General features: G+C 39.0%; 18 protein-coding genes. 9 read left to right on the top strand and 9 right to left on the bottom strand.

The annotated features are described in order from the left end of the window. Nucleotides 1-8: 8 nt before the first annotated feature. From purH to JN11_RS00770, 3 genes are all read right to left on the bottom strand, one after another. On the bottom strand, nucleotides 9-1,535 hold the full coding sequence (purH, locus tag JN11_RS00780; RefSeq protein WP_144908681.1) for a bifunctional phosphoribosylaminoimidazolecarboxamide formyltransferase/IMP cyclohydrolase: 1,527 nt from the start codon (nucleotides 1,533-1,535) through the stop codon (nucleotides 9-11). A gap of 164 nt (nucleotides 1,536-1,699) precedes the next feature. Next, nucleotides 1,700-2,278 (bottom strand): phosphoribosylglycinamide formyltransferase, encoded by a 579-nt coding sequence (gene purN, locus JN11_RS00775; protein WP_144908679.1) that lies wholly within the window; start codon nucleotides 2,276-2,278, stop codon nucleotides 1,700-1,702. Between the two features lie 193 nt (nucleotides 2,279-2,471). Next, nucleotides 2,472-2,984, bottom strand: a complete 513-nt coding sequence (locus JN11_RS00770; RefSeq protein WP_144908677.1) for a hypothetical protein — start codon at nucleotides 2,982-2,984, stop codon at nucleotides 2,472-2,474. A 217-nt stretch (nucleotides 2,985-3,201) separates the two neighbouring features. On the opposite strand from JN11_RS00770, the gene JN11_RS00765 reads away from it, so the two are divergent. Next, nucleotides 3,202-4,242, top strand: coding sequence for an NAD(P)-dependent alcohol dehydrogenase (locus JN11_RS00765; RefSeq protein ID WP_144908675.1), 1,041 nt, complete (start codon nucleotides 3,202-3,204; stop codon nucleotides 4,240-4,242). An 80-nt stretch (nucleotides 4,243-4,322) separates the two neighbouring features. Then, nucleotides 4,323-5,312 carry a 3-dehydro-L-gulonate 2-dehydrogenase gene (yiaK, locus tag JN11_RS00760; protein ID WP_144908673.1) on the top strand — a complete coding sequence of 330 codons (990 nt, stop codon included), beginning with the start codon at nucleotides 4,323-4,325 and terminating at the stop codon, nucleotides 5,310-5,312. Nucleotides 5,313-5,326: 14 nt separating this feature from the next. On the opposite strand, the gene JN11_RS00755 is transcribed toward yiaK, so the two are convergent. The 3 genes from JN11_RS00755 to panB form a co-directional block, all read right to left on the bottom strand. Then, nucleotides 5,327-5,743 (bottom strand): response regulator, encoded by a 417-nt coding sequence (locus JN11_RS00755; RefSeq protein WP_144908671.1) that lies wholly within the window; start codon nucleotides 5,741-5,743, stop codon nucleotides 5,327-5,329. A gap of 154 nt (nucleotides 5,744-5,897) precedes the next feature. After that, nucleotides 5,898-6,623 (bottom strand): RluA family pseudouridine synthase, encoded by a 726-nt coding sequence (locus tag JN11_RS00750; RefSeq protein ID WP_144908669.1) that lies wholly within the window; start codon nucleotides 6,621-6,623, stop codon nucleotides 5,898-5,900. Nucleotides 6,624-6,741: 118 nt separating this feature from the next. Further along, the gene (panB, locus tag JN11_RS00745) at nucleotides 6,742-7,557 is read right to left on the bottom strand and encodes a 3-methyl-2-oxobutanoate hydroxymethyltransferase (protein WP_144908667.1); all 816 of its coding nucleotides are present in this window, start codon (nucleotides 7,555-7,557) and stop codon (nucleotides 6,742-6,744) included. Nucleotides 7,558-7,866: 309 nt separating this feature from the next. Here panB and carA point away from each other — a divergent pair, with 309 nt between their 5' ends. The 7 genes from carA (at nucleotide 7,867) to JN11_RS00710 (ending at nucleotide 15,549) form a co-directional block, all read left to right on the top strand. Continuing rightward, a complete protein-coding gene (gene carA, locus JN11_RS00740; protein WP_144908665.1) occupies nucleotides 7,867-8,970 on the top strand; it encodes a glutamine-hydrolyzing carbamoyl-phosphate synthase small subunit in 1,104 nt (367 codons plus the stop codon). A gap of 344 nt (nucleotides 8,971-9,314) precedes the next feature. Further along, complete coding sequence (locus tag JN11_RS00735) at nucleotides 9,315-10,079, top strand: ABC transporter ATP-binding protein (RefSeq protein WP_144908663.1); 765 nt, start codon at nucleotides 9,315-9,317, stop codon at nucleotides 10,077-10,079. A 103-nt stretch (nucleotides 10,080-10,182) separates the two neighbouring features. Next, entirely contained in the window at nucleotides 10,183-11,277 is a 1,095-nt protein-coding gene (locus JN11_RS00730) for an ABC transporter permease (protein ID WP_144908661.1), read from the top strand. Nucleotides 11,278-11,564: 287 nt separating this feature from the next. Beyond that, nucleotides 11,565-12,863, top strand: coding sequence for a phosphopyruvate hydratase (eno, locus tag JN11_RS00725; RefSeq protein WP_144908659.1), 1,299 nt, complete (start codon nucleotides 11,565-11,567; stop codon nucleotides 12,861-12,863). A gap of 165 nt (nucleotides 12,864-13,028) precedes the next feature. Continuing rightward, nucleotides 13,029-13,553 (top strand): signal peptidase II, encoded by a 525-nt coding sequence (gene lspA / locus JN11_RS00720; protein ID WP_144908657.1) that lies wholly within the window; start codon nucleotides 13,029-13,031, stop codon nucleotides 13,551-13,553. A 194-nt stretch (nucleotides 13,554-13,747) separates the two neighbouring features. After that, a complete protein-coding gene (locus JN11_RS00715) occupies nucleotides 13,748-15,103 on the top strand; it encodes a DEAD/DEAH box helicase (RefSeq protein WP_144908655.1) in 1,356 nt (451 codons plus the stop codon). Between the two features lie 146 nt (nucleotides 15,104-15,249). Continuing rightward, nucleotides 15,250-15,549, top strand: coding sequence for an FtsB family cell division protein (locus JN11_RS00710; RefSeq protein WP_144908653.1), 300 nt, complete (start codon nucleotides 15,250-15,252; stop codon nucleotides 15,547-15,549). A gap of 54 nt (nucleotides 15,550-15,603) precedes the next feature. On the opposite strand, the gene JN11_RS00705 is transcribed toward JN11_RS00710, so the two are convergent. The 3 genes from JN11_RS00705 to fabG form a co-directional block, all read right to left on the bottom strand. Continuing rightward, on the bottom strand, nucleotides 15,604-16,797 hold the full coding sequence (locus tag JN11_RS00705; protein WP_144908651.1) for an acyltransferase family protein: 1,194 nt from the start codon (nucleotides 16,795-16,797) through the stop codon (nucleotides 15,604-15,606). A gap of 65 nt (nucleotides 16,798-16,862) precedes the next feature. Further along, nucleotides 16,863-18,953 carry a vWA domain-containing protein gene (locus tag JN11_RS00700; RefSeq protein WP_144908649.1) on the bottom strand — a complete coding sequence of 697 codons (2,091 nt, stop codon included), beginning with the start codon at nucleotides 18,951-18,953 and terminating at the stop codon, nucleotides 16,863-16,865. 149 nt (nucleotides 18,954-19,102) lie between these two features. Continuing rightward, nucleotides 19,103-19,846, bottom strand: coding sequence for a 3-oxoacyl-[acyl-carrier-protein] reductase (gene fabG / locus JN11_RS00695; protein WP_144908647.1), 744 nt, complete (start codon nucleotides 19,844-19,846; stop codon nucleotides 19,103-19,105). Nucleotides 19,847-19,903: the final 57 nt, after the last annotated feature.

Genomic DNA, 19,903 nt, shown 5'->3' with positions numbered 1-19,903 from the left:
AATTAGTATTAATGTTTAAAATGACGCACACCAGTAGTTACCATTGAAATACCTTTCTGATTGCACATTTCAACGGATAATTTATCGTTTATTGAGCCTCCTGGTTGCAATACTGCAAGTACGCCTGCCTCAGCCGCCAGTTCAACACAATCAGGGAACGGGAAAAATGCATCAGAAGCCATAACTGCACCATTAAGGTCAAACCCAAAGCTTGCGGCCTTTATAACCGCCTGCCTAAGGGCATCAACTCTTGATGTTTGTCCAACACCGCTTGCCAGTAACTGATTGTTTTTGGCAAATACAACAGTGTTTGATTTAGTATGTTTTACAACCTTATTGGCAAAATACAAATCTTTCAGTTCCTGTGTTGTGGGCTGCCTTTTAGTAACAGTAGTCATTTGCTCAGGCCCTTCAACAACTGCATCCTTGCCCTGTTCTATCACACCATTTAATAATGTTTTAAATTGTTTAACCGGTAGTTCAACCGGCTGGCGGATCAGTATAATACGATTCTTTTTCTCTTTTAGTATAGCAACTGCCTCATCTGTATAAGCCGGAGCTATTAAAACCTCATAAAATATCTTGTCAATCTCCTTAGCGGTTTCGGCGTTTATTTCATCATTGACGATGATCACACCACCAAAGGCAGATACAGGATCACAAGCCAAAGCATCAATCCAGGCTTCTTTTATAAAGCTGCGTGAGGCAATACCACACGCATTGGTATGTTTTAAAATGGCAACAGTTGGTTCGGTAAACTCATCAATCAAGGCAACGGCTGCATCAACATCAACCAGGTTGTTGTATGATAATTCTTTACCATTTAACTTGGTGAACATCGCATCTAAATCGCCATAAAAAGTACCTTTTTGATGTGGGTTCTCACCATAACGCAGTATCTGGCTGGTTTGAATGCTTTCTTTAAACACAGGCAATGGTTCTTCCTGGTTAAAATACTGGAATATGGCCGTATCGTAATGTGATGAAATATTGAAAGCCTTATGTGCAAATGAACGACGCTGATCAATTGTGGTAGCACCGTTTTGTGTTTTCAGTACTTCTTCCAGCGTACCGTAGTCGCTTTTCGATGCAACGATCACTACATCTTTAAAGTTTTTTGCGGCTGCGCGGATAAGAGAAATACCACCGATATCAATTTTTTCGATGATCTCATCTTCTTCAGCATTTGATCTTACGGTTTCTTCAAAAGGATAAAGATCAACAATAACCAGGTCAATTTCAGGAATTTCATACTGAGCAAGCTGTTGCTCATCTCCTTCAAATTTACGTCGGGCTAATATGCCGCCGAACACCTTGGGATGCAGTGTTTTAACACGACCACCTAAGATAGATGGGTATGAAGTAAGATCTTCAACAGCAATAACATTAACGCCTAAATTGCGGATAAATGTTTCAGTGCCCCCGGTTGAATATATATTTACACCTAAACGGTTTAACTCATGAATGATGGGCTCTAAATTGTCTTTGTAATAGACTGAAATTAAAGCGTTTTTAATTTGAACAGATTGGCTCATTAACAGCGGAATTTTGAGCCGCAAAGGTAGTGAATAGTGATTAGAGATTTGAGAATGAAAGGGAGTTTTTTTTTATTAAAAATCTGAAACGAATTTTTCGCTAACTTAATGGATGACAACTCACACCATTCTATCAAATTCCGACAAAAAGCACATTGAAAAAATCAACTTTTCATCTTCTTCAGCAAACCTTCAATTACTTTAGGGAAATGTTGATGTTCCAATTGCTGGCCCTTAAATTTAATCACTTCAAGGTTATCACCCGGCTCAATTTTAAAACGGGATTGATGAATAATTTCACCCTCATCAAAATTCGCACTTGCAAAATGAATGGTTATGCCCGATTCTTCGTCACCCGCGGCCAGAACGGCCTTATGCACATGATCGCCATACATACCTTTACCACCATGTTTTGGCAGTAAGGCAGGATGCAGGTTGATAATTTTATTTGGAAATGCTTTTAATAGTGTTTCAGGTACCAGCCACAGGAAACCGGCCAGAACGATAAGATCAACCTGCAGGTTTTTTAGTAACCTGATCACATCATCAGTTTCATAAAACTCTTTACGGGTAAAAATGTGCGATGGAACCTCGAAGTTATCTGCCCTTTGTAAAACGTAAGCCTGTGGATTGTTGGTCAATATCAATACAACTTCCGCTTCGGCATTTCGTTTAAAATGTTCCATAATCTTCTGGGCATTTGATCCGGAACCTGAAGCAAAAATGGCTATTCTTTTTTTCATTAAAACTTAATGCTTTTAGATGGCACAATTATCAAACCGGTGTAGTTGAATATGGATTTACAACTACGTTCAGTTTTTTATATTGTCCCAAATATAAAGTTTTACTATCAATAGCCATGCCCTTAAATGTATAAGGGATGTTTTTTTTGATTTATTCCTGATTTATTAACAATAAAGCAAGTGAAATTTAACCTCAATTACCGGTAGTTATTTTTTCACGTATAAAACCGTACTGTATAATTTTGCGTGGCTTGGTAAGTGAGTAATTAGGCTGTATATCGCCAGTTTGTAATACTAATGAAAAGTGACCCAAATTTTGTATACTGGCGTAAGAAAATGGCATGGAAGTTCCTGCTGCTGAGGTGTCTTTACAAACTACATTTGCAGATAAAAAAAGCTGGTTGGCTGAAAGCGACCATTGTGCGGCAGCCGTAGTTTGTGCTATACAATCAAAATTGGAATAAGTACAAGTATTATTGCTGTAAAAGGTAAAATATTGAATTAATCCCGAACCGCAGCTAGGGCTTATGGTTTGCGTAGAGTCGAGGGTATTTCCAGTATAATAATAAGCGGTTATAGAGGCCAGTTGCCATGAATCGCCTGTAAAAAGGGACTCTATTGGGTTTTGACTTGATTTTTTACATGAATTAATAATGAAAGCCGATAATAAAATTAACGCAATCAGTATAAAGTGTTTATTTTTCATTATTTAATATCGGCAAAAATAAAAATTCTAGCGGTTATTATTGCAGTGATTATTATAACTGTTTAAAACGCCAATTATTTTAGCGCTGAAAAGAAACTTCACCAGCACTAATATTCATCCCTGAAACAACTAATTTTTTAAATAGCCATTGGGCAAATCTGACCTATGCACTGATTTGATTTATATTTGCATCTCCATTTAACTAAGATAAAGTAATATGATAGCAGCAAAAGGCTATGCCGCATCGCAGGCAAAAATACCATTAGAACCATTTAAATTTGAACGCCGTGAAGTTGGGCCACATGATGTACAGATAGACATATTATATTGTGGCGTTTGCCATTCAGATATTCACCAGGTACGTGATGAGTGGGGTGGTTCCATTTTCCCAATGGTACCCGGACATGAAATTGTAGGCAAAATTACCAAAGTGGGCCGCCAGGTAACAAAATTTAAAGTTGGTGAAACCGCCGGCATTGGCTGTTTTGTTGATTCGTGCCGGGTGTGCCCAAGCTGTAAAGCTGGATTGGAGCAATATTGCGATGTTGGTATGATAGGCACCTACAATGGACGCGATAAAGAGGGCCATCCAACTTATGGAGGATATTCAAACCAGATAGTAGTTGATGAAAATTACACACTGCATGTTTCTGATAAATTACCACTTTCGGGAGTTGCTCCGTTACTTTGTGCCGGTATTACTACCTACTCGCCGTTAAGGGAATGGAAAGTTGGAAAAGGGCATAAAATCGCCGTTGTAGGTTTAGGTGGATTGGGCCATATGGGTGTTAAACTGGCAGCTTCAATGGGTGCTGAAGTTACCGTATTAAGTACTTCCGAATCAAAAAGAAAAGACGCTGAACAATTAGGTGCACATCACTTTGTGGTTACCAGTAATCCTGAGCAGGTAAATGAAGTAATGGGTACTTTTGATTTTATACTGAATACCATTTCTGCACAGCACGAATACAATTTTTACCTGCAAATGCTTAAGCTTGATGGCACCATGATATTGGTTGGCGTACCACCAGAAGCACCACAGGTAGCAGCATTTAACCTGATTATGAAACGCAGACGTTTAGCCGGCTCATTAATTGGCGGAATAAAAGAAACCCAGGAAATGTTAGATTATTGTGCTGAACATGGTATAACATCAGATGTGGAAGTAATTAACATAGACTATATTAACGAAGCTTATGAGCGCATGCTAAAGGGTGATGTTCGTTACCGTTTTGTAATTGATATGGCTTCTTTGTAAAAGAAAAACTGATTTTAAACAATCCAAAAAGTCAGGAAGTTGAAAGGCCTCCTGACTTTTTGTTTTATCTTTATAATACTATGCGTGTTCCGTTCAACAAGTTAAAATCCGAGTTCAAAAGAATATTGCTTGCCCTTAATTTTGGTGAAGACAAAGCCGAAACATGTGCCGATACTTTTGCCAAAAACAGCAGAGATGGGGTATATACTCATGGCTTAAACCGTTTCCCTACTTTTGTTGAATTTGTAAAAGAAGGCCTGGTAAAACCAGATGCCGAGCCAACAAAAGAGGGAGCATTCGGATCGCTTGAACAATGGAACGGTAATTTGGGTGTAGGTATCTTAAACGCCCGCTTTTGCATGGGCAGAGCCATTGAACTGGCAAAAGAAAATGGCATTGGTTGCTTAGCTATTAAAAATACTAACCATTGGATGCGGGCCGGTACTTACGGATGGCAAGCTGCCGAAGCAGGGATGATCGGCATTTGTTTTACCAATACCATTGCCAACTTACCACCATGGGGTGGGTTAGACCCACGACTAGGAAATAACCCTTTGGTTGTTGCTATACCGCGTAGCGATGGACATGTGGTGCTGGATATGGCTATTTCTCAATATTCTGTTGGTAAACTCAATCAATATAAATCAAACCATCAAGAGTTACCATTACCCGGTGGTTATGACAACGAAGGTAATTTGAGTACCGATGCAGCAACCATATTGGAATCAAAAAGGCTACTACCTATTGGTTTCTGGAAAGGATCAGGGCTTTCATTAGTGCTTGATCTTTTGGCAACCGTGTTGAGTCAGGGAAACTCTACTGCAAAAATCACACAAAGTGAAAAAGAAAGTGCTGTTTCGCAGGTATTTATTTGTATAAAGCCGGATAGCAGCCGGCATACTGCAAATTTAATTGAAGAGATCATTAACTATACAAAAACCAGCCGGGCGGAACACGAAGGTGGCTCAATAGCTTATCCTGGAGAAAACACCATAAGAACAAGGGAAAAAAGCCTCAAAGAAGGCGTTTTGGTGGATGAAAAAATCTGGAATAAGGTTTGCGGTTTATAAGTTAAAGTATTCCGTTAAATGTACTTTCTTGTAATTTTCAACAACTCGTCCATATCAAATGGTTTTGACAAGTAATTATTTGCATTGCAATCCTTGGCAATTTTCTCCAAGTTTCCCGCTCCCGAAACCAATATTACCGGGATTTTAGAAGTACGGGGATTTTTCTTCAGGTCTTCACACAAAAGATGCCCATAGCCGTTTGACAACCTTACATCAAGCAATATTAGCTGAGGTGCAAAATCAATAATATATTCGGGCGGCTCATGATGATTAATGGCTATAACATCATAACCTTCGTCTTCAAGGGCCATTTCCATCATTTCCAATGTTGCTTTCTCATCCTCAAGGATTACTATACACTTGCCCATGTCCAGATTAACTAAATTCATATCGTAAACAAAAACTAAAAGATTAATAAATTGTTTTTGCATTTCTATAAAAAGAGAAAACTCTGACAATCTGAAATCAAGGGTCAGAGAAATTAAGCGCAAAGAAAGAATTAAACACCTTTCAAAAATGAACGCGTGAACTCTATATAGCTATGAACAGATAATGCAGGAATATAGTATAGTTTTACAGGAAAAATCAAGAATCCATCATCCCTTCAAATTTCTCCCAGAAACCATCTTTCGGTACAGGGGCAACAATAACCACCGGCTCTTTTTTTATAGGATGGATAAATTGCAGTTTTCTGGCATGCAAGCTGATGCTTTTGCGCAGGCTTCCTCTTGGATAACCATATTTATTATCGCCAACTATAGGGCAGCCAAGGGTAGAAAGCTGCACCCTTATTTGATGCGGGCGGCCGGTTATAGGATCAACCTCAATTAAATAATAGCCATTTAATTCGCCAACCAATTTATAATTTAATTCGGACCGCTGGCTGCCGTTGACTTCATGATCATGTGCCTTAGTCACATTTTTTTGCGGATTTTTCAATAACCAATGCACCAGATTTCCTGATTCCGGCTGCGGACGATTGCGTACAACGGCATAATACGTTTTATGCATTTCCCGGCCCTTAAACATGCTATTGATGCGCTCTAACGCCTTGCTTGTTTTGGCAAAAAGGATCACACCACTAACAGGTCTGTCCAACCTATGTACCACGCCTAGAAAAGCACCATTGGGCTTATTATACTTTTTGGCGATATATTTTTTAACCTTATCATCCAGTGATTCATCTCCGGTATCATCAACCTGCACAATATCCCCTGCCCTTTTATTCACAGCAATAAGGTGATTATCCTCATAAAGAATATCACTATCTGTTACCTCGTGGTTGATGTATTTTATTACCGTTTTGGACATAGTCAGCAGTTGATGGTTAATAGTTGATGGTTCATTGCAAAAGCGGTTTATCAACAGATAAGTGGTTCAATAGATGCAGGTACCATGAACTATCAACCATGAACCATCAGCTAAATAATTAATACTCTTCTTTCTCGTTAGGGAAGCTCTTTGACTTTACATCATCAACATAGTGTTTGATAGCTTTGTTCATGATGCCATTTAAATCAGCATACTGACGTAGAAACCTGGGTTTAAATTCTTTGTTAATTCCCAACATATCATGTATTACCAGCACCTGTCCGTCACAGTGACGACCAGCACCAATACCTATAATGGGAATGCTTAAACTTTCACTTACCTCTTTGGCCAATTTCGCCGGAATTTTTTCCAATACAATGCCAAAACAGCCTAACTCCTGTAGCTTAAGCGCATCTTCGCGCAATTTCTGTGCCTCAGCTTCTTCCTTAGCTCTTACTGTATACGTTCCGAATTTATAGATAGATTGTGGTGTTAATCCTAAATGACCCATAACCGGGATACCTGCTGTAAGGATGCGGCTAACTGACTCAGAAATTTCAACTCCACCTTCAATTTTAATACAATGTGCACCAGCCTCCTTCATTATACGGATGGCCGAGTTCAACGCCTCTTTTGAATTACCCTGATACGAACCAAAAGGCAGATCGACTACTACCAAAGCTCTTTTCGCTGCACGTACTACTGATGATGCATGATAAATCATCTGATCGAGCGTAATGGGCAAAGTAGTTTCGTGACCCGCCATAACATTTGATGCTGAGTCGCCTACCAGTATAATATCTACTCCGGCTTCATCAACTATAGCAGCCATTGAATAATCATAGGCGGTAAGCATGGATATCTTTTCGCCACGGTTTTTCATTTCCTGCAAAATGTGGGTGGTAATTCTTTTAACCTCTTTATGTGTTGACATGGTTAACTATTTAGTGGTACAAATGTAGAGGGAATTTCGGATTTCGAAAGTTCGATTTCGGAATTATCAGATTAACTACAGATTAACTAAATGATTCGATAAAATCATTACTTTAAGCATTTATTAGCAGCAGGTAAATAAAGTATTAAAAAAATAAGTCCAAATCCAAAATCCCACTTTTCAAATCCGAAATAAAACCCTACCTTTGCGGCGTGAATCAGGAAGGTTTCTACTTCAATATTTCGACTTGTTTTCACGGAGCGCTGTACCAGGCAAACCGGCATTTTTTCCATTCAAATTTTTTATCAAATGACGCACTTAACCACTTTACCCGCGGTATTATTACTTGCTGACGGAACAGTTTTTTATGGCAAAGCAGCCGGAAAAATGGGTACTACCACCGGCGAGATCTGTTTTAATACCGGGATGACCGGTTACCAGGAGATTTTTACCGATCCTTCTTACTTCGGACAGATAATGGTTACCACCAATGCACATATTGGTAATTATGGTATTGCCGATAACGAGGTGGAATCAAACCAGATCCAGATTTCGGGTCTTGTTTGCAAAAACTACAATATTTATTATACCCGTAAACAAGCAAACGAATCTATACAGGATTATTTCCAGGAACAAAACATTGTAGGTATTTCAGATATAGATACCCGTCAATTGGTACGCCACATCCGCGATAAGGGAGCTATGAACGCCATCATATCTTCTGAAATTTTAGATATTGAAGAACTAAAAGCCAAACTGGCGGATGTACCTTCAATGGATGGACTGGAGCTTTCATCAAAAGTATCAACTACAGAAACCTATACTTTTGGTAACGAAAATGCCAAATACAGGGTAGCCGTGCTTGACTTAGGTGTAAAGAAAAACATCCTGCGTAATTTTGATGACAGGGATATTTATGCCAAGGTATTCCCGGCTAAAACATCATTTGCCGATATGGAAAAAGACTTTGCCCCTACAGGTTACTTTATATCAAATGGCCCCGGCGATCCTTCAGCCATGCCTTATGCTATTGAAACAGTAAAGGATATCCTGGCATCAGACAAACCGATGTTTGGTATTTGCTTAGGGCACCAGTTACTGGCTTTAGCAAATGACATTCCAACTAAAAAAATGTTTAACGGTCACCGTGGTTTAAATCATCCGGTGAAAAATATTATCATCAACCATTGCGAAGTAACTTCACAAAACCATGGTTTTGGTGTAGTGCCTGAAGCTGTAAGAGCTTCTGATAAAGTAGAGATTACGCACGTGAACCTGAATGATCAATCTATAGAAGGCATTAGGGTAAAAGGTAAAAAAGCATTCTCGGTTCAATATCACCCTGAATCATCTCCTGGCCCGCACGATTCAAGATACTTGTTTGATGATTTCATCAATTTGATGAAAAACTAATAACAGAAAGCGGTGGAAATTTCACCGCTTTTTTATTGCCATATGCCTCCATTCAGCGGTTATATTTAATTATTTCACCGACAATTTGACCATCTTTACCTAATAAGCTTAGCTAAAAAACCGGCCTGTATGCAAATTTGTGCTATAAATCACAAATAGCAATGAAAACGTTACTCGCAATTCATATTGTTCACATCACTTTAAAAGCACTTAATCATTTGGAGGCCATTATCCATTCGTTTGGTCACCTGGTAAAACACTTGTAGAAAACATTACTTTATCATTTTTCGCCCTTTCACCAAAAAAATAGTTGAAATATCAAATTTGTGAACGATTTTTACAACATGGCAAAACAACCTATTATAACAGTAAAAAACCTGGTAAAAAACTACGGCGACTTTGCCGCCGTTAAAGGAATAAGTTTTGAAGTTTACGATGGTGAGATTTTCGGATTGCTTGGCCCTAACGGAGCCGGAAAAACAACAACCTTAGAGATCATCGAAACACTTCGTAATAAAACATCGGGCGACGTAATAGTTGATGGATTTTCTGTCGATCACGACGCGGCTGCCATAAAGCAACGCATTGGTGTGCAATTACAGGCGGCAGGATACTATCCTAATTTAAACTTATCAGAATTAATCAAACTTTTCTGTGGTTTATATGGCATTGATAAAACGCCAACCGAAATGCTGGAAAAGGTTGCCTTAACCGATAAAGCCAAATCAAAATATAAAGAACTATCAGGCGGACAAAAACAAAGGTTCTCAATAGCTACTACACTCATCAATAATCCAAAGATTATTTTTCTGGATGAACCAACCACCGGACTTGACCCACAGGCGCGCCGTAACCTATGGGATTTAATCCGTGAGATACGTGACAGCGGAACAACCGTTGTGATTACTACCCACTACATGGATGAGGCCGAAGAACTATGTGACCGTGTTGCCTTTGTTGATGGCGGCCATATTGTAGGCATTGATACACCCAATCATTTTATTGACGAACTGGTGGCCTCTGGCTTCGAACGTAAAAAACAAGTTAAACTGGCCAACCTCGAAGATGTATTTATCAATCTAACAGGCAAAGAATGGCGTGAGGGGTAACCCCTTTGAGCAGTTTGCAGGTGCTAGTTTGCAGTTTGCAAAAAGCTAATTATCAGGCAACCCAATGAACTATTGAACCCGTGAACCATCGAACTAACAAAAAATGAAAAAACCATACAGCAATTTTAATGCAACCATGGCTATAGCTGTAGCCAGTTTCCGTTCTATTATCCGCAGCCCTTCAGCAGTGGTATTCAGTTTGGCATTTCCCTTAATTTTCATCATCGTTTTTGCCAATATCGGCGGCAGCTCGGTAACTGTTGATGTTGGCGTTGCCAAAACGACCGATACGCTTAATCCTGTTTACAAGATTTTAGCCAATACAAAAGTCATCAACCTAATAAAAGATCAGTCGACTGATGAGATGGCTAAAAACCTATCGAAAGGTAAAATTGATGCGATAATTGATATTCAGAAAAACAATTCGCGTCCGCCGTTTACGCTTCATATTCAGTACACCAAAGCATCGCAACCTAAAGATGCTATCTTAAAATCGTTATTAAACAGCGTTTTTTACCAGTTAAACAGTCAGGGTGGCACAGCACCTCAACCTGTTGCCGAAATAAAAGAAACTACAGTAAGTGGCCGCGAATACAAATACATAGACTTTTTACTACCGGGCATGCTGGGTTTCTCCTTACTAAGCAGCGGCGTATTTGGTACTGCTTTTGTATTTTTAAGCTTACGCTTAACATTGGTTATTAAACGTTTTTTTGCTACACCTGTAAAAAAATACAGTATTGTTTTAGGCGAGGCACTGGCCCGTTTAATATTCTCATGGATAGGTGCTTTATTTATCATATTGGTTGGTCATTACGCATTTGGCTTTACACTGGTGCATGGCTTTACAACGGTAGTAAATATGCTCATCCTATCGGCCATAGGCTTAATTGTATTCATGGGTTTCGGGTTCATTATATCAGGCATCGCCAAAAATGAAAGCACAGTACCGCCATTATCAAACATCATCACCCTACCCCAGTTTTTACTATCAGGAACCTTTTTTGCAACAACCGCTTTCCCAAGCTGGCTGCAAGGTTTAAGTAATATATTACCCCTCACCTATTTAAACAAAGCCATGCGCGATGTTGCCTTTGAAGGTGCAGGTTTAGGTGATGTAACGCACGACCTGTTAATATTAGGCATATGGTTTATTATTGTCTATGCTGTTGCGGTGAAGACCTTTAAGTGGGAGTAATTTAAACCATAATTTCACTGATTGCAAGGAATTTTACCGATTATGGAAGACAAGACTATAGATCTGATAAAATCCATTTATTCCCGGTTCAGAAATCATCGTAAAATCATTTTTCAATCAGTGAAATCATTATTACCAAAGTTAAATTACCGTTAACAATCGGTGAAATCGTAAAACAATCTGCGAAATCTTTATACTTATTTATTGGAAATTGTATATTTGAAAACTATATTATTAAAGTGTATAACCTACACTAAGCAGATTTAAATTCACAAATTCAATATCAAATGAGCTTAATTATTGATATCCACGCCCGCCAAATCCTTGATTCGCGTGGCAATCCTACTATCGAAGTAGATGTTTTAACTGAAAATGGTGCTTTCGGCCGCGCTGCTGTACCATCAGGTGCATCAACAGGTGCACATGAGGCAGTTGAGTTGCGCGACAACGATAAAACTGTATACCTAGGCAAAGGCGTTCTTAAAGCAGTTGCTAACGTAAACGATATCATTGCTAAGGAATTACAGGGTATTGATGTTTTTGAACAAAATGCTATCGACAAGCTAATGATTGATCTTGACGGTACCGAAAACAAAGGTAAATTAGGCGCAAACGCTATATTAGGTGTATCACTGGCTGTAGCCAAAGCAGCAGCACAGGAAAGCCGCCAGCCCTTATACCGTTACATTGGCGGTGTTAATGCTAACACTTTGCCTATCCCAATGATGAACATCGTTAACGGTGGTTCACATTCTGATGCACCTATCGCATTTCAGGAATTTATGATTATGCCGGTTGGTGCTTCTTCATTTTCTGAAGCATTAAGATGGGGTGCCGAAGTATTCCATAATCTAAAGAAAATATTACACGACAGAGGTCTTTCGACTGCTGTAGGTGACGAAGGCGGTTTTGCACCAACTTTTGAAGGTACTGAAGATGGTGTTGAAACCATTTTAAAAGCGATTGAAAAAGCAGGTTACAAACCAGGTGTTGACATTTGCTTAGCATTTGACTGTGCTGCATCTGAGTTTTATGTAAACGGCAAATACGATTATACTAAGTTTGAAGGCGAAAAAGGTGCTATCCGTACTAGCGCTGAACAAGCAGATTATCTGGCTCAATTAGCTGCAAAATACCCTGTTATTTCTATTGAAGATGGTATGGCTGAGGATGACTGGGCAGGCTGGAAATTATTAACTGAAAAAATCGGTTCAAAAGTTCAGTTAGTGGGCGACGATTTATTTGTAACTAACGTAAAACGTTTACAAAAAGGTATTGACGAAGATACTGCTAACTCAATCCTTGTAAAAGTAAACCAAATCGGTTCATTAACAGAAACCATTGATGCTGTTTCTTTAGCACAAACCCATGGCTATACTTCAGTAATGAGTCACCGTTCTGGCGAAACTGAAGATTCAACCATTGCTGATTTGGCTGTAGCTTTAAATTGCGGTCAGATTAAAACCGGTTCACTATCCCGTTCAGACAGGATGGCTAAGTACAACCAGTTATTACGCATTGAAGAGGAATTGGGCGATAGCGCTAAATTCATTGGTAAAAACTTCAAATACTTTAAAAATCGCTAGTTTTTAGAATTAGTTCGAATTATAAAAATTAAAGCCGGTCAATTTTGATCGGCTTTTTTGTTTGTTCAATTTATCGGATTTCAACAATTCTTTGGATTAGTTATATCTTTGGAAACTTTAGATGATCTGCAAATCATCTGACCGTATAAATCTAAGTTCAAACAGATGAAAGCAAACAGGCTTTTAAGAACCTTTCTTATTTTATTTATCCTCGCCCTGAACATCGGCTGCGATCAGGTTTCAAAATCAATAGTACGCCATAAGCTTGACCAGTTTTCCGAGCTTCGTTATCTTCATAATCATTTTACCTTATCAAACGTTGAAAATACCGGGGCATTTTTAAGCCTGGGCAACTCACTTTCACACCCGGTAAAATTGGTGGTACTTAATATTTTACCCCTGCTGGCTGTTTTATTCGGTCTGGGTTTTGTATTGGTTAAAACCAATCTTAGCAAGATTACTGTATTGGGTATAATCCTGATAGTTGGTGGTGGTTTTGGCAATATTTATGATCGTATTGTATACGGTTCTGTAACCGACTTTATGCATATTAACTTCGTCATATTTCAAACTGGAGTATTTAATGTGGCCGATATGTCAATAATGGCCGGTACATTTATGATTTTACTGGAAGCCTATTTAAAGAAGAAAAAAGAGCCGGAAATAAAGGAACCCGGAAGTTTATCCTAATTAGTTTTTATAGACTGATCAATATATTATTCTGCGTAATAGTACATTTATTGGTAGCTCAAACCATCAAAAACCTACTTACCAATAAAAAGCGTATCTTTGCAAATAATTACCCGTTAGCTTTACGGTTTTGATCACAGACAACTCTTCAGATCCGCTATGCAACCGCGTTGGCACATAGATAAAAATATTACATGTTATTTCAAGATTTAAAATTAATTGAGCCTATACTTAGGGCTCTAAAAACAGAAGGATATACTAACCCTACCCCTATTCAGGAACAGTCTATCCCCATTATATTACAAAGCAAAGACCTTTTGGGTTGCGCTCAAACTGGCACAGGCAAAACAGCAGCTTTTGCTATCCCAATTTTGCAGCTTTTATATAACGACAGGCTTCAACATAAAGAACAAAAAACCATAAAAGCGCTTATTTTAACGCCAACCCGTGAGCTGGCTATCCAGATTGATGAAAGTTTTGCCGCTTACGGTAAACATACCGGTTTAAAACACCTGGTTGTATTTGGTGGCGTATCACAAAATCCGCAAACAGATGCTTTAAGAAGAGGCGTTGATATCCTGGTGGCAACACCTGGCCGTTTGTTGGATTTGATGAATCAGCGCTTTGTTAGCCTTGATCACATTAAAATGCTGGTACTTGACGAAGCCGACCGTATGCTCGACATGGGTTTTGTACACGATGTTAAAAAGATCATCGCCAAAATACCTGCAAAAAGACAAACGCTATTTTTCTCGGCTACCATGCCAAAAGAAATTCAGCAACTGGCCGATACCATTTTGAACAAACCTGAAAAGGTTGAGGTTGCGCCGATATCTTCAACAGCTGATACGATACAACAATCTTTATTTTATGTAGAAAAGAATGATAAAAAATCATTGCTAATCCACATCTTAAAAGACAGGGAAATTAAAACTGCACTGGTATTTACACGCACCAAACACGGTGCCGATAAGGTGGTAAAGGACCTCATTAAGGTAGGCATAACTGCCGAAGCTATTCACGGTAACAAATCACAAAATGCGCGTCAGCGGGCATTAACCAACTTTAAAAACCGTACAACACGGGTTTTAATAGCAACTGATATTGCTGCCCGTGGTATTGATATTGACGAGCTTACACACGTTATCAACTACGAATTACCGAACATACCCGAAACTTATGTACACCGTATTGGCCGTACCGGTCGTGCGGGAGCTAATGGCATTGCATTTTCATTTTGTGATGAGGAAGAAATTGAGTTCTTAAAGGATATTCATAAGCTAATTGCCAAGGAAATTCCTGTTGAGGAGGCTCACCCTTATCCAATGAGCCCACAAAGCATTGTTGCCAAACATGCCGAAGGCAAAAAGAAAGGTTCAGGCGGTGGTGGTGGCAATGGTGGCAGCGGACAAAAAAGAGGCCGTAGCTTTGGCAGAGCCGACAAAGGTAAAGCAACAAGTCACAGAGGATCGGGCGGTGCAAGAGAAGCCGGCGGCAGCGGCATGAGCGGCGCTAAAAGAGGTGGCGGCGGCGGTGGTCGCAGAGAATAGTTATTAAATTAATTAGGTTTAGGTGACTGATAATTTAGCCACCTAAACTTAATCAATTCTCATATATCATGTGGATAAGTTTAAAACCATATTTGCATGGCAATTACATTTTGAATAGTTTTAACTAAAATTTGTAATTTTACGCTATGAAACGCCTGATAGATCTTTTTAAAAACAAGTACTTCCTGGTGTCCTTAGCCTTTGTGGTTTGGATGATTTTCTTTGATAAGAATGATCTTTTCTCTCAATTTCAATACCATCAGCAACTAAATACGCTTAAACAGCAGCGCGATTTCTACCAAAAAGAAACCACCCAGGTAAATAAAGACCTCGACGAGTTAACCTCAGATCCCCAGAAACTCGAAAAATTTGCCCGCGAAAAATACCTTATGAAGAAAGATAATGAGGATGTTTTTGTAATAGTAACACCGAAGAAAGAAGAGTAATTTTTGGAGGTTAGGGGTTGGAGATTAGATGTTAGAAAAAACAGGTTCATTATTCTACCTAGCCCTCGTAAATGAATTTGACGGCTCAAGGTTTTTTGAAATAACCGATTCTTTAATATTACGCTTTTTCAATATACTATCTCTTAGCCTCAAAGCAGGCTTTTCTACAACATACCGCAATACAAGTGCTCCTCCAACACTTGCCATTATACAGATCAACATCGTTAAATTACTATTCTTATCAATTCCGGCCTTTTCGAGCAGATTTTGTGTTGTATGGATCACTATTTTATGTGAAAGATATATGGAATATGACAGCGTTGCAATTTGTGCAGTAAGCCACGATTTAGCTTTAAACAACCTATTTGACGGACATACCATAGCCGCTAAAATAATTCCATAACCTATTGAAATAAGTGGGAATCCAAACAGGCAGGTATAAAATGTATCCTGCGGAGTACTTACAAAGTATGCAGCTAATAAAACTACTAGTCCAAACAGCAGAATTATATTACTGTGTTTATTTACCCAATTCTTAGTTTTAGGGTAAAAGGTAAACAATCCGGCAATGCCAACGCCAGTAAGTAATCCGTCTAACCGATTATAGGTTGGGTAATAAATGTATTTGTTCCAGGTTAGGCCCAAATTATCGGTTGATAATATTGGTTCTACAAAATGATACCATCCCCATAAACGCAAGGCAAATCCGGCTACAAATAATATTACAATCAGATAAATGGCTTTTTTACCCACCTTTAAATAAGTAAACAACCAAAATACTATGGGAAGAATTAAATAAAATTGCTCTTCCACACACAACGACCAATCGTGACTGAAGGTTCCGTACTTTTTTAAATCGAGACCAAAGTTTAAGGTGAACGTTAAATATCTCCACAATGGCGACGGGTGTCCCCATTCCCGTAAATCAGGAAAAGCAAAATAGAGCGTAAGGACAACTAAAAAGGGCGGCAATATCCTGAAAAAACGTTTGATGAAAAACTCACTCATCGAAATAATTTCCCCCTGGGCAATCGTATTAAAAAGTTGTCCGGATATTAAAAATCCGCTTAAAACAAAAAACAGGTCGACACCTGTCCACCCAAAACCGGCAACATTTTTTTCCCATGCAGGATGCCCAAAAAATTGATAATGAAAAAGAAAAACAGAAATAATTGCGATAGCCCGAAGATGATCAAGCCCTAATAATTTATGTTTATCAGAAATGTTTGAGGTTACTGGTTGAGACATTAGGGCTTGGAATTTACCTGTAAGATATTACAAATAAAATAACAGCGGTTTGTCTATTCATAATTTTACACTTCCCCTTCGCGCTTTCTTAAAAACCACTCTGCGCTTAACAGTGCCAGTATCAATACAAACACCCATTTTACATCAATAATATCACTGTAGTGCTTATCTTCATAAACCACTGTTTTGATATTTTCATTTTTGCGGATCAGATCTGCCAATTGATTAATAGCCGATGGTTTCACCATTACCCCTCCGCTGTTTTTTGCTATGGTATTTAACAGTTGATGATTAGCGGCGCTTTGTCTTGATTCCAGGTTCAATGGTTTTACGGTGAGCTGTCCCGAAGCATTAAATGCTTTATCACCAATTTTGGTTAATGCCGAATAGTTGTACTCCCCCACAGGCAAAGTACCAGCATCTAACTGGTAACTCTGATTATTTCGGGTGAACAGGAAGCTATAACTCTTCCCGGCTTCATTTTTCAGATCAATTTTTACATCCGGGGTATTAATTAATTCCAGCGCATCGTTATACAGCTCTGCATTCAGTATTACATTTTCGCCTTCATCAAAAACATGTTTGGCCGGGTAAACAATAAACTTCTGCCGGTTGGCATTGGCGGTTAAATACTGAACGCCTTGCCCAAATAATTCTTCCAGTGCATGATGGTTACCAAAAGCCTGATACTCTGCCAGCTGCCATCGCCATAAACCCTCACCGGTTAATACTCCAATACGCTCGCCACCTTCATCGCCGAAAGCTAATAATGGATAACTGGTTTCTACATTTCCTATACGCTGCTTTAACAGTGTACCTCCACCCGGTGCAGAAGTATAGCTCCCATAAGGTGCCAATAAAGGCGGGAAAGCAGCAATTTTATTTCTTGAGGAATCAGACAAAGTAAAATCAGTAAAATCACCTGTAAGTTGTGGGAATACCTCCTGCATTTCTTGCTTGCCTGAACTAATATGTATCAGCTTCTGCTGATTATTAAATGCAGTCAAATCGGTTTGGGCACCTGCAATATACCATACAGGTAACTTTGCTTTTAATAGGTTCGGCACTATACTATTACCACTTGCCGATAACTGATACAGAATAACCAAACTATAATCGCCCGGTTTAACAGCGGTGAGGTCTGATAATAAACTGGCCTTTACCTCATAGTTCTTATTATTCTCAATGGACTGTCGGATTACGCTGATATCCGGATGCGGAGCGTCATATAAAAGCAATACCTTTTCTTTGGTGTCAAGCACATCTACATAAATAGCTTCAGTATTATTTTGAACAGATAACTCATTTTTAACAGGAGCAATGCTGATGGTAAACTTTCTTGCCCCTTTTTTATCAGCAGTTAATTTAACAGGTACAACTTTATGAAAATCGTTGGAATTTACTGGGATATTTTGTTCTGCTACCTGCCTGCCATCTTCTGTAACGGATAAATGCATATTTTCTCCATTACCTTGGTAAGCCTCTGCCAGTACTTCTATCTCAAAATCATTTCCTAAAAAAGCAGTTTTGTTGTAGTTTATGTTTCCTATTAACAGATCGCGTTTGGCTATGGTATCGCCTAAAGCAACGGTATAAATGGCAGTTTTAAAATTCTTTGCTTCATATTGCGGGTCGGCACCCTGGTTATATAAACCATCTGTAGCCAAAACCAATGCGCCAATATTCTGGTTAATAAAACGGTCATTTAGCTGTTGCAGGGCTTTAGCTATATCGGTTTGTTTACCATTAAAGTTTTGGGTTAAGCTATCGGCCAGTTCTTTATTAAAATGAAACTCCCTAACATCGTAATCGTTCCCTAATTCCTTTTTTAAGCCGCTCAGGTCATTAACCACTTGTTCAATCCCCTTTGAAGATGGAGCTGGGAACATTTTAATAGATTCAGAATTATCCTGCAATACCAGCACTAATGGTTTTTGAGGATTATAACTCACCGACTTTACCAGTGGCGAAAGCAAAATGAGTGCAATAAAGGTGACAACAATAGCCCTGGCAACAAAAAGCCAATAGCGGAATTTATTGCTAAGGTTTACAGGTTGCCGGTATAAAAGCCAGGCATATAATAAGCCCAATAACAGGCAGGCAGGTACCCACCATCCCGAAACTGTTCCCCATGTAATTGAAAATAAAAACAGCATATCTGTAAGCCAAATATGCTGTTTTTATTTGAAAAAGCCCCCTCTAAATCTCCCCCAGTTGGGGAGACTTTAGGAAATTTACTGTAAATAGTCTTTTTATCCCCGAAAACTTTAAAAGTCCTCCCTACCGGGGAGGATTTAGGTGGGGCCTACAACATCCCACCATCAACCGGAATTACCTGCCCGGTGATGTATGAAGCCATATCTGATGCCAGGAATACACAGGTATTAGCTACATCTTCGGTTTCGCCACCACGTTTAAGTGGGATAGCCTGGGCCCATCCTTCTACCACTTTCGGGTCAAGCACTTCGGTCATTTCAGTTTTAATAAAACCAGGTGCTACTACGTTGGTACGGATATTTCTTGAACCTAATTCTTTTGCTATTGATTTAGAGAAACCAATGATACCTGCCTTTGAAGCTGCATAGTTAGACTGGCCTGCATTACCTTGTACACCAACAACAGAACTCATGTTAATGAACACGCCGTTGCGGTTTTTCATCATCACTTTTGATGCTGCCTTGGTAACGTTAAAAATTGATTTCAGATTCACATCCATCACTTCATCCCAGTTCTCTTCAGTCATGCGCATTAGCAAACCATCTTTGGTAATACCTGCATTGTTTACCACTACGTGTAAGGTGCCAAAGTCAGCAATAATATCACTGATCAGTTTTTCGGCCTCATCAAATTTCGAAGCATCAGAACGATAGCCTTTTACCTTTGTTCCAAACTTTTGCAGTTCCTGCTCTAAAGCCAGCCCTTTTTCAACTGATGATAAATAAGTAAAAGCAACATCAGCGCCATGCTCTGCAAACTTCTCCGCAATCTTACGGCCTATTCCTTTTGATGCACCGGTAATCAGCGCTATTTTTCCTTCTAATAACTTCATTTTTATAAGATGATTTCGGGTGGCGAAGATAGGAATTTAGACTGAAACTTAGAAAAG

The organism is Mucilaginibacter frigoritolerans (assembly GCF_007830615.1).
Lineage (GTDB): Bacteria > Bacteroidota > Bacteroidia > Sphingobacteriales > Sphingobacteriaceae > Mucilaginibacter > Mucilaginibacter frigoritolerans.
This window is presented reverse-complemented; position numbering and strand designations above follow the sequence as displayed.

Bases quoted from the DNA above. Each gene is read 5' to 3' on its own strand.
- carA (WP_144908665.1), top strand. From the start codon at position 7,867: ATGACGCACTTAACCACTTTACCCGCGGTATTATTACTTGCTGACGGA.
- yiaK (WP_144908673.1), top strand. From the start codon at position 4,323: ATGCGTGTTCCGTTCAACAAGTTAAAATCCGAGTTCAAAAGAATATTG.
- eno (WP_144908659.1), top strand. From the start codon at position 11,565: ATGAGCTTAATTATTGATATCCACGCCCGCCAAATCCTTGATTCGCGT.
- lspA (WP_144908657.1), top strand. From the start codon at position 13,029: ATGAAAGCAAACAGGCTTTTAAGAACCTTTCTTATTTTATTTATCCTC.
- JN11_RS00730 (WP_144908661.1), top strand. From the start codon at position 10,183: ATGAAAAAACCATACAGCAATTTTAATGCAACCATGGCTATAGCTGTA.
- JN11_RS00735 (WP_144908663.1), top strand. From the start codon at position 9,315: ATGGCAAAACAACCTATTATAACAGTAAAAAACCTGGTAAAAAACTAC.
- JN11_RS00705 (WP_144908651.1), bottom strand. From the start codon at position 16,797: ATGTCTCAACCAGTAACCTCAAACATTTCTGATAAACATAAATTATTA.
- panB (WP_144908667.1), bottom strand. From the start codon at position 7,557: ATGTCAACACATAAAGAGGTTAAAAGAATTACCACCCACATTTTGCAG.
- JN11_RS00710 (WP_144908653.1), top strand. From the start codon at position 15,250: ATGAAACGCCTGATAGATCTTTTTAAAAACAAGTACTTCCTGGTGTCC.
- JN11_RS00700 (WP_144908649.1), bottom strand. From the start codon at position 18,953: ATGCTGTTTTTATTTTCAATTACATGGGGAACAGTTTCGGGATGGTGG.
- JN11_RS00765 (WP_144908675.1), top strand. From the start codon at position 3,202: ATGATAGCAGCAAAAGGCTATGCCGCATCGCAGGCAAAAATACCATTA.
- purH (WP_144908681.1), bottom strand. From the start codon at position 1,535: ATGAGCCAATCTGTTCAAATTAAAAACGCTTTAATTTCAGTCTATTAC.
- JN11_RS00755 (WP_144908671.1), bottom strand. From the start codon at position 5,743: ATGCAAAAACAATTTATTAATCTTTTAGTTTTTGTTTACGATATGAAT.
- JN11_RS00715 (WP_144908655.1), top strand. From the start codon at position 13,748: ATGTTATTTCAAGATTTAAAATTAATTGAGCCTATACTTAGGGCTCTA.
- JN11_RS00750 (WP_144908669.1), bottom strand. From the start codon at position 6,623: ATGTCCAAAACGGTAATAAAATACATCAACCACGAGGTAACAGATAGT.
- JN11_RS00770 (WP_144908677.1), bottom strand. From the start codon at position 2,984: ATGAAAAATAAACACTTTATACTGATTGCGTTAATTTTATTATCGGCT.
- purN (WP_144908679.1), bottom strand. From the start codon at position 2,278: ATGAAAAAAAGAATAGCCATTTTTGCTTCAGGTTCCGGATCAAATGCC.
- fabG (WP_144908647.1), bottom strand. From the start codon at position 19,846: ATGAAGTTATTAGAAGGAAAAATAGCGCTGATTACCGGTGCATCAAAA.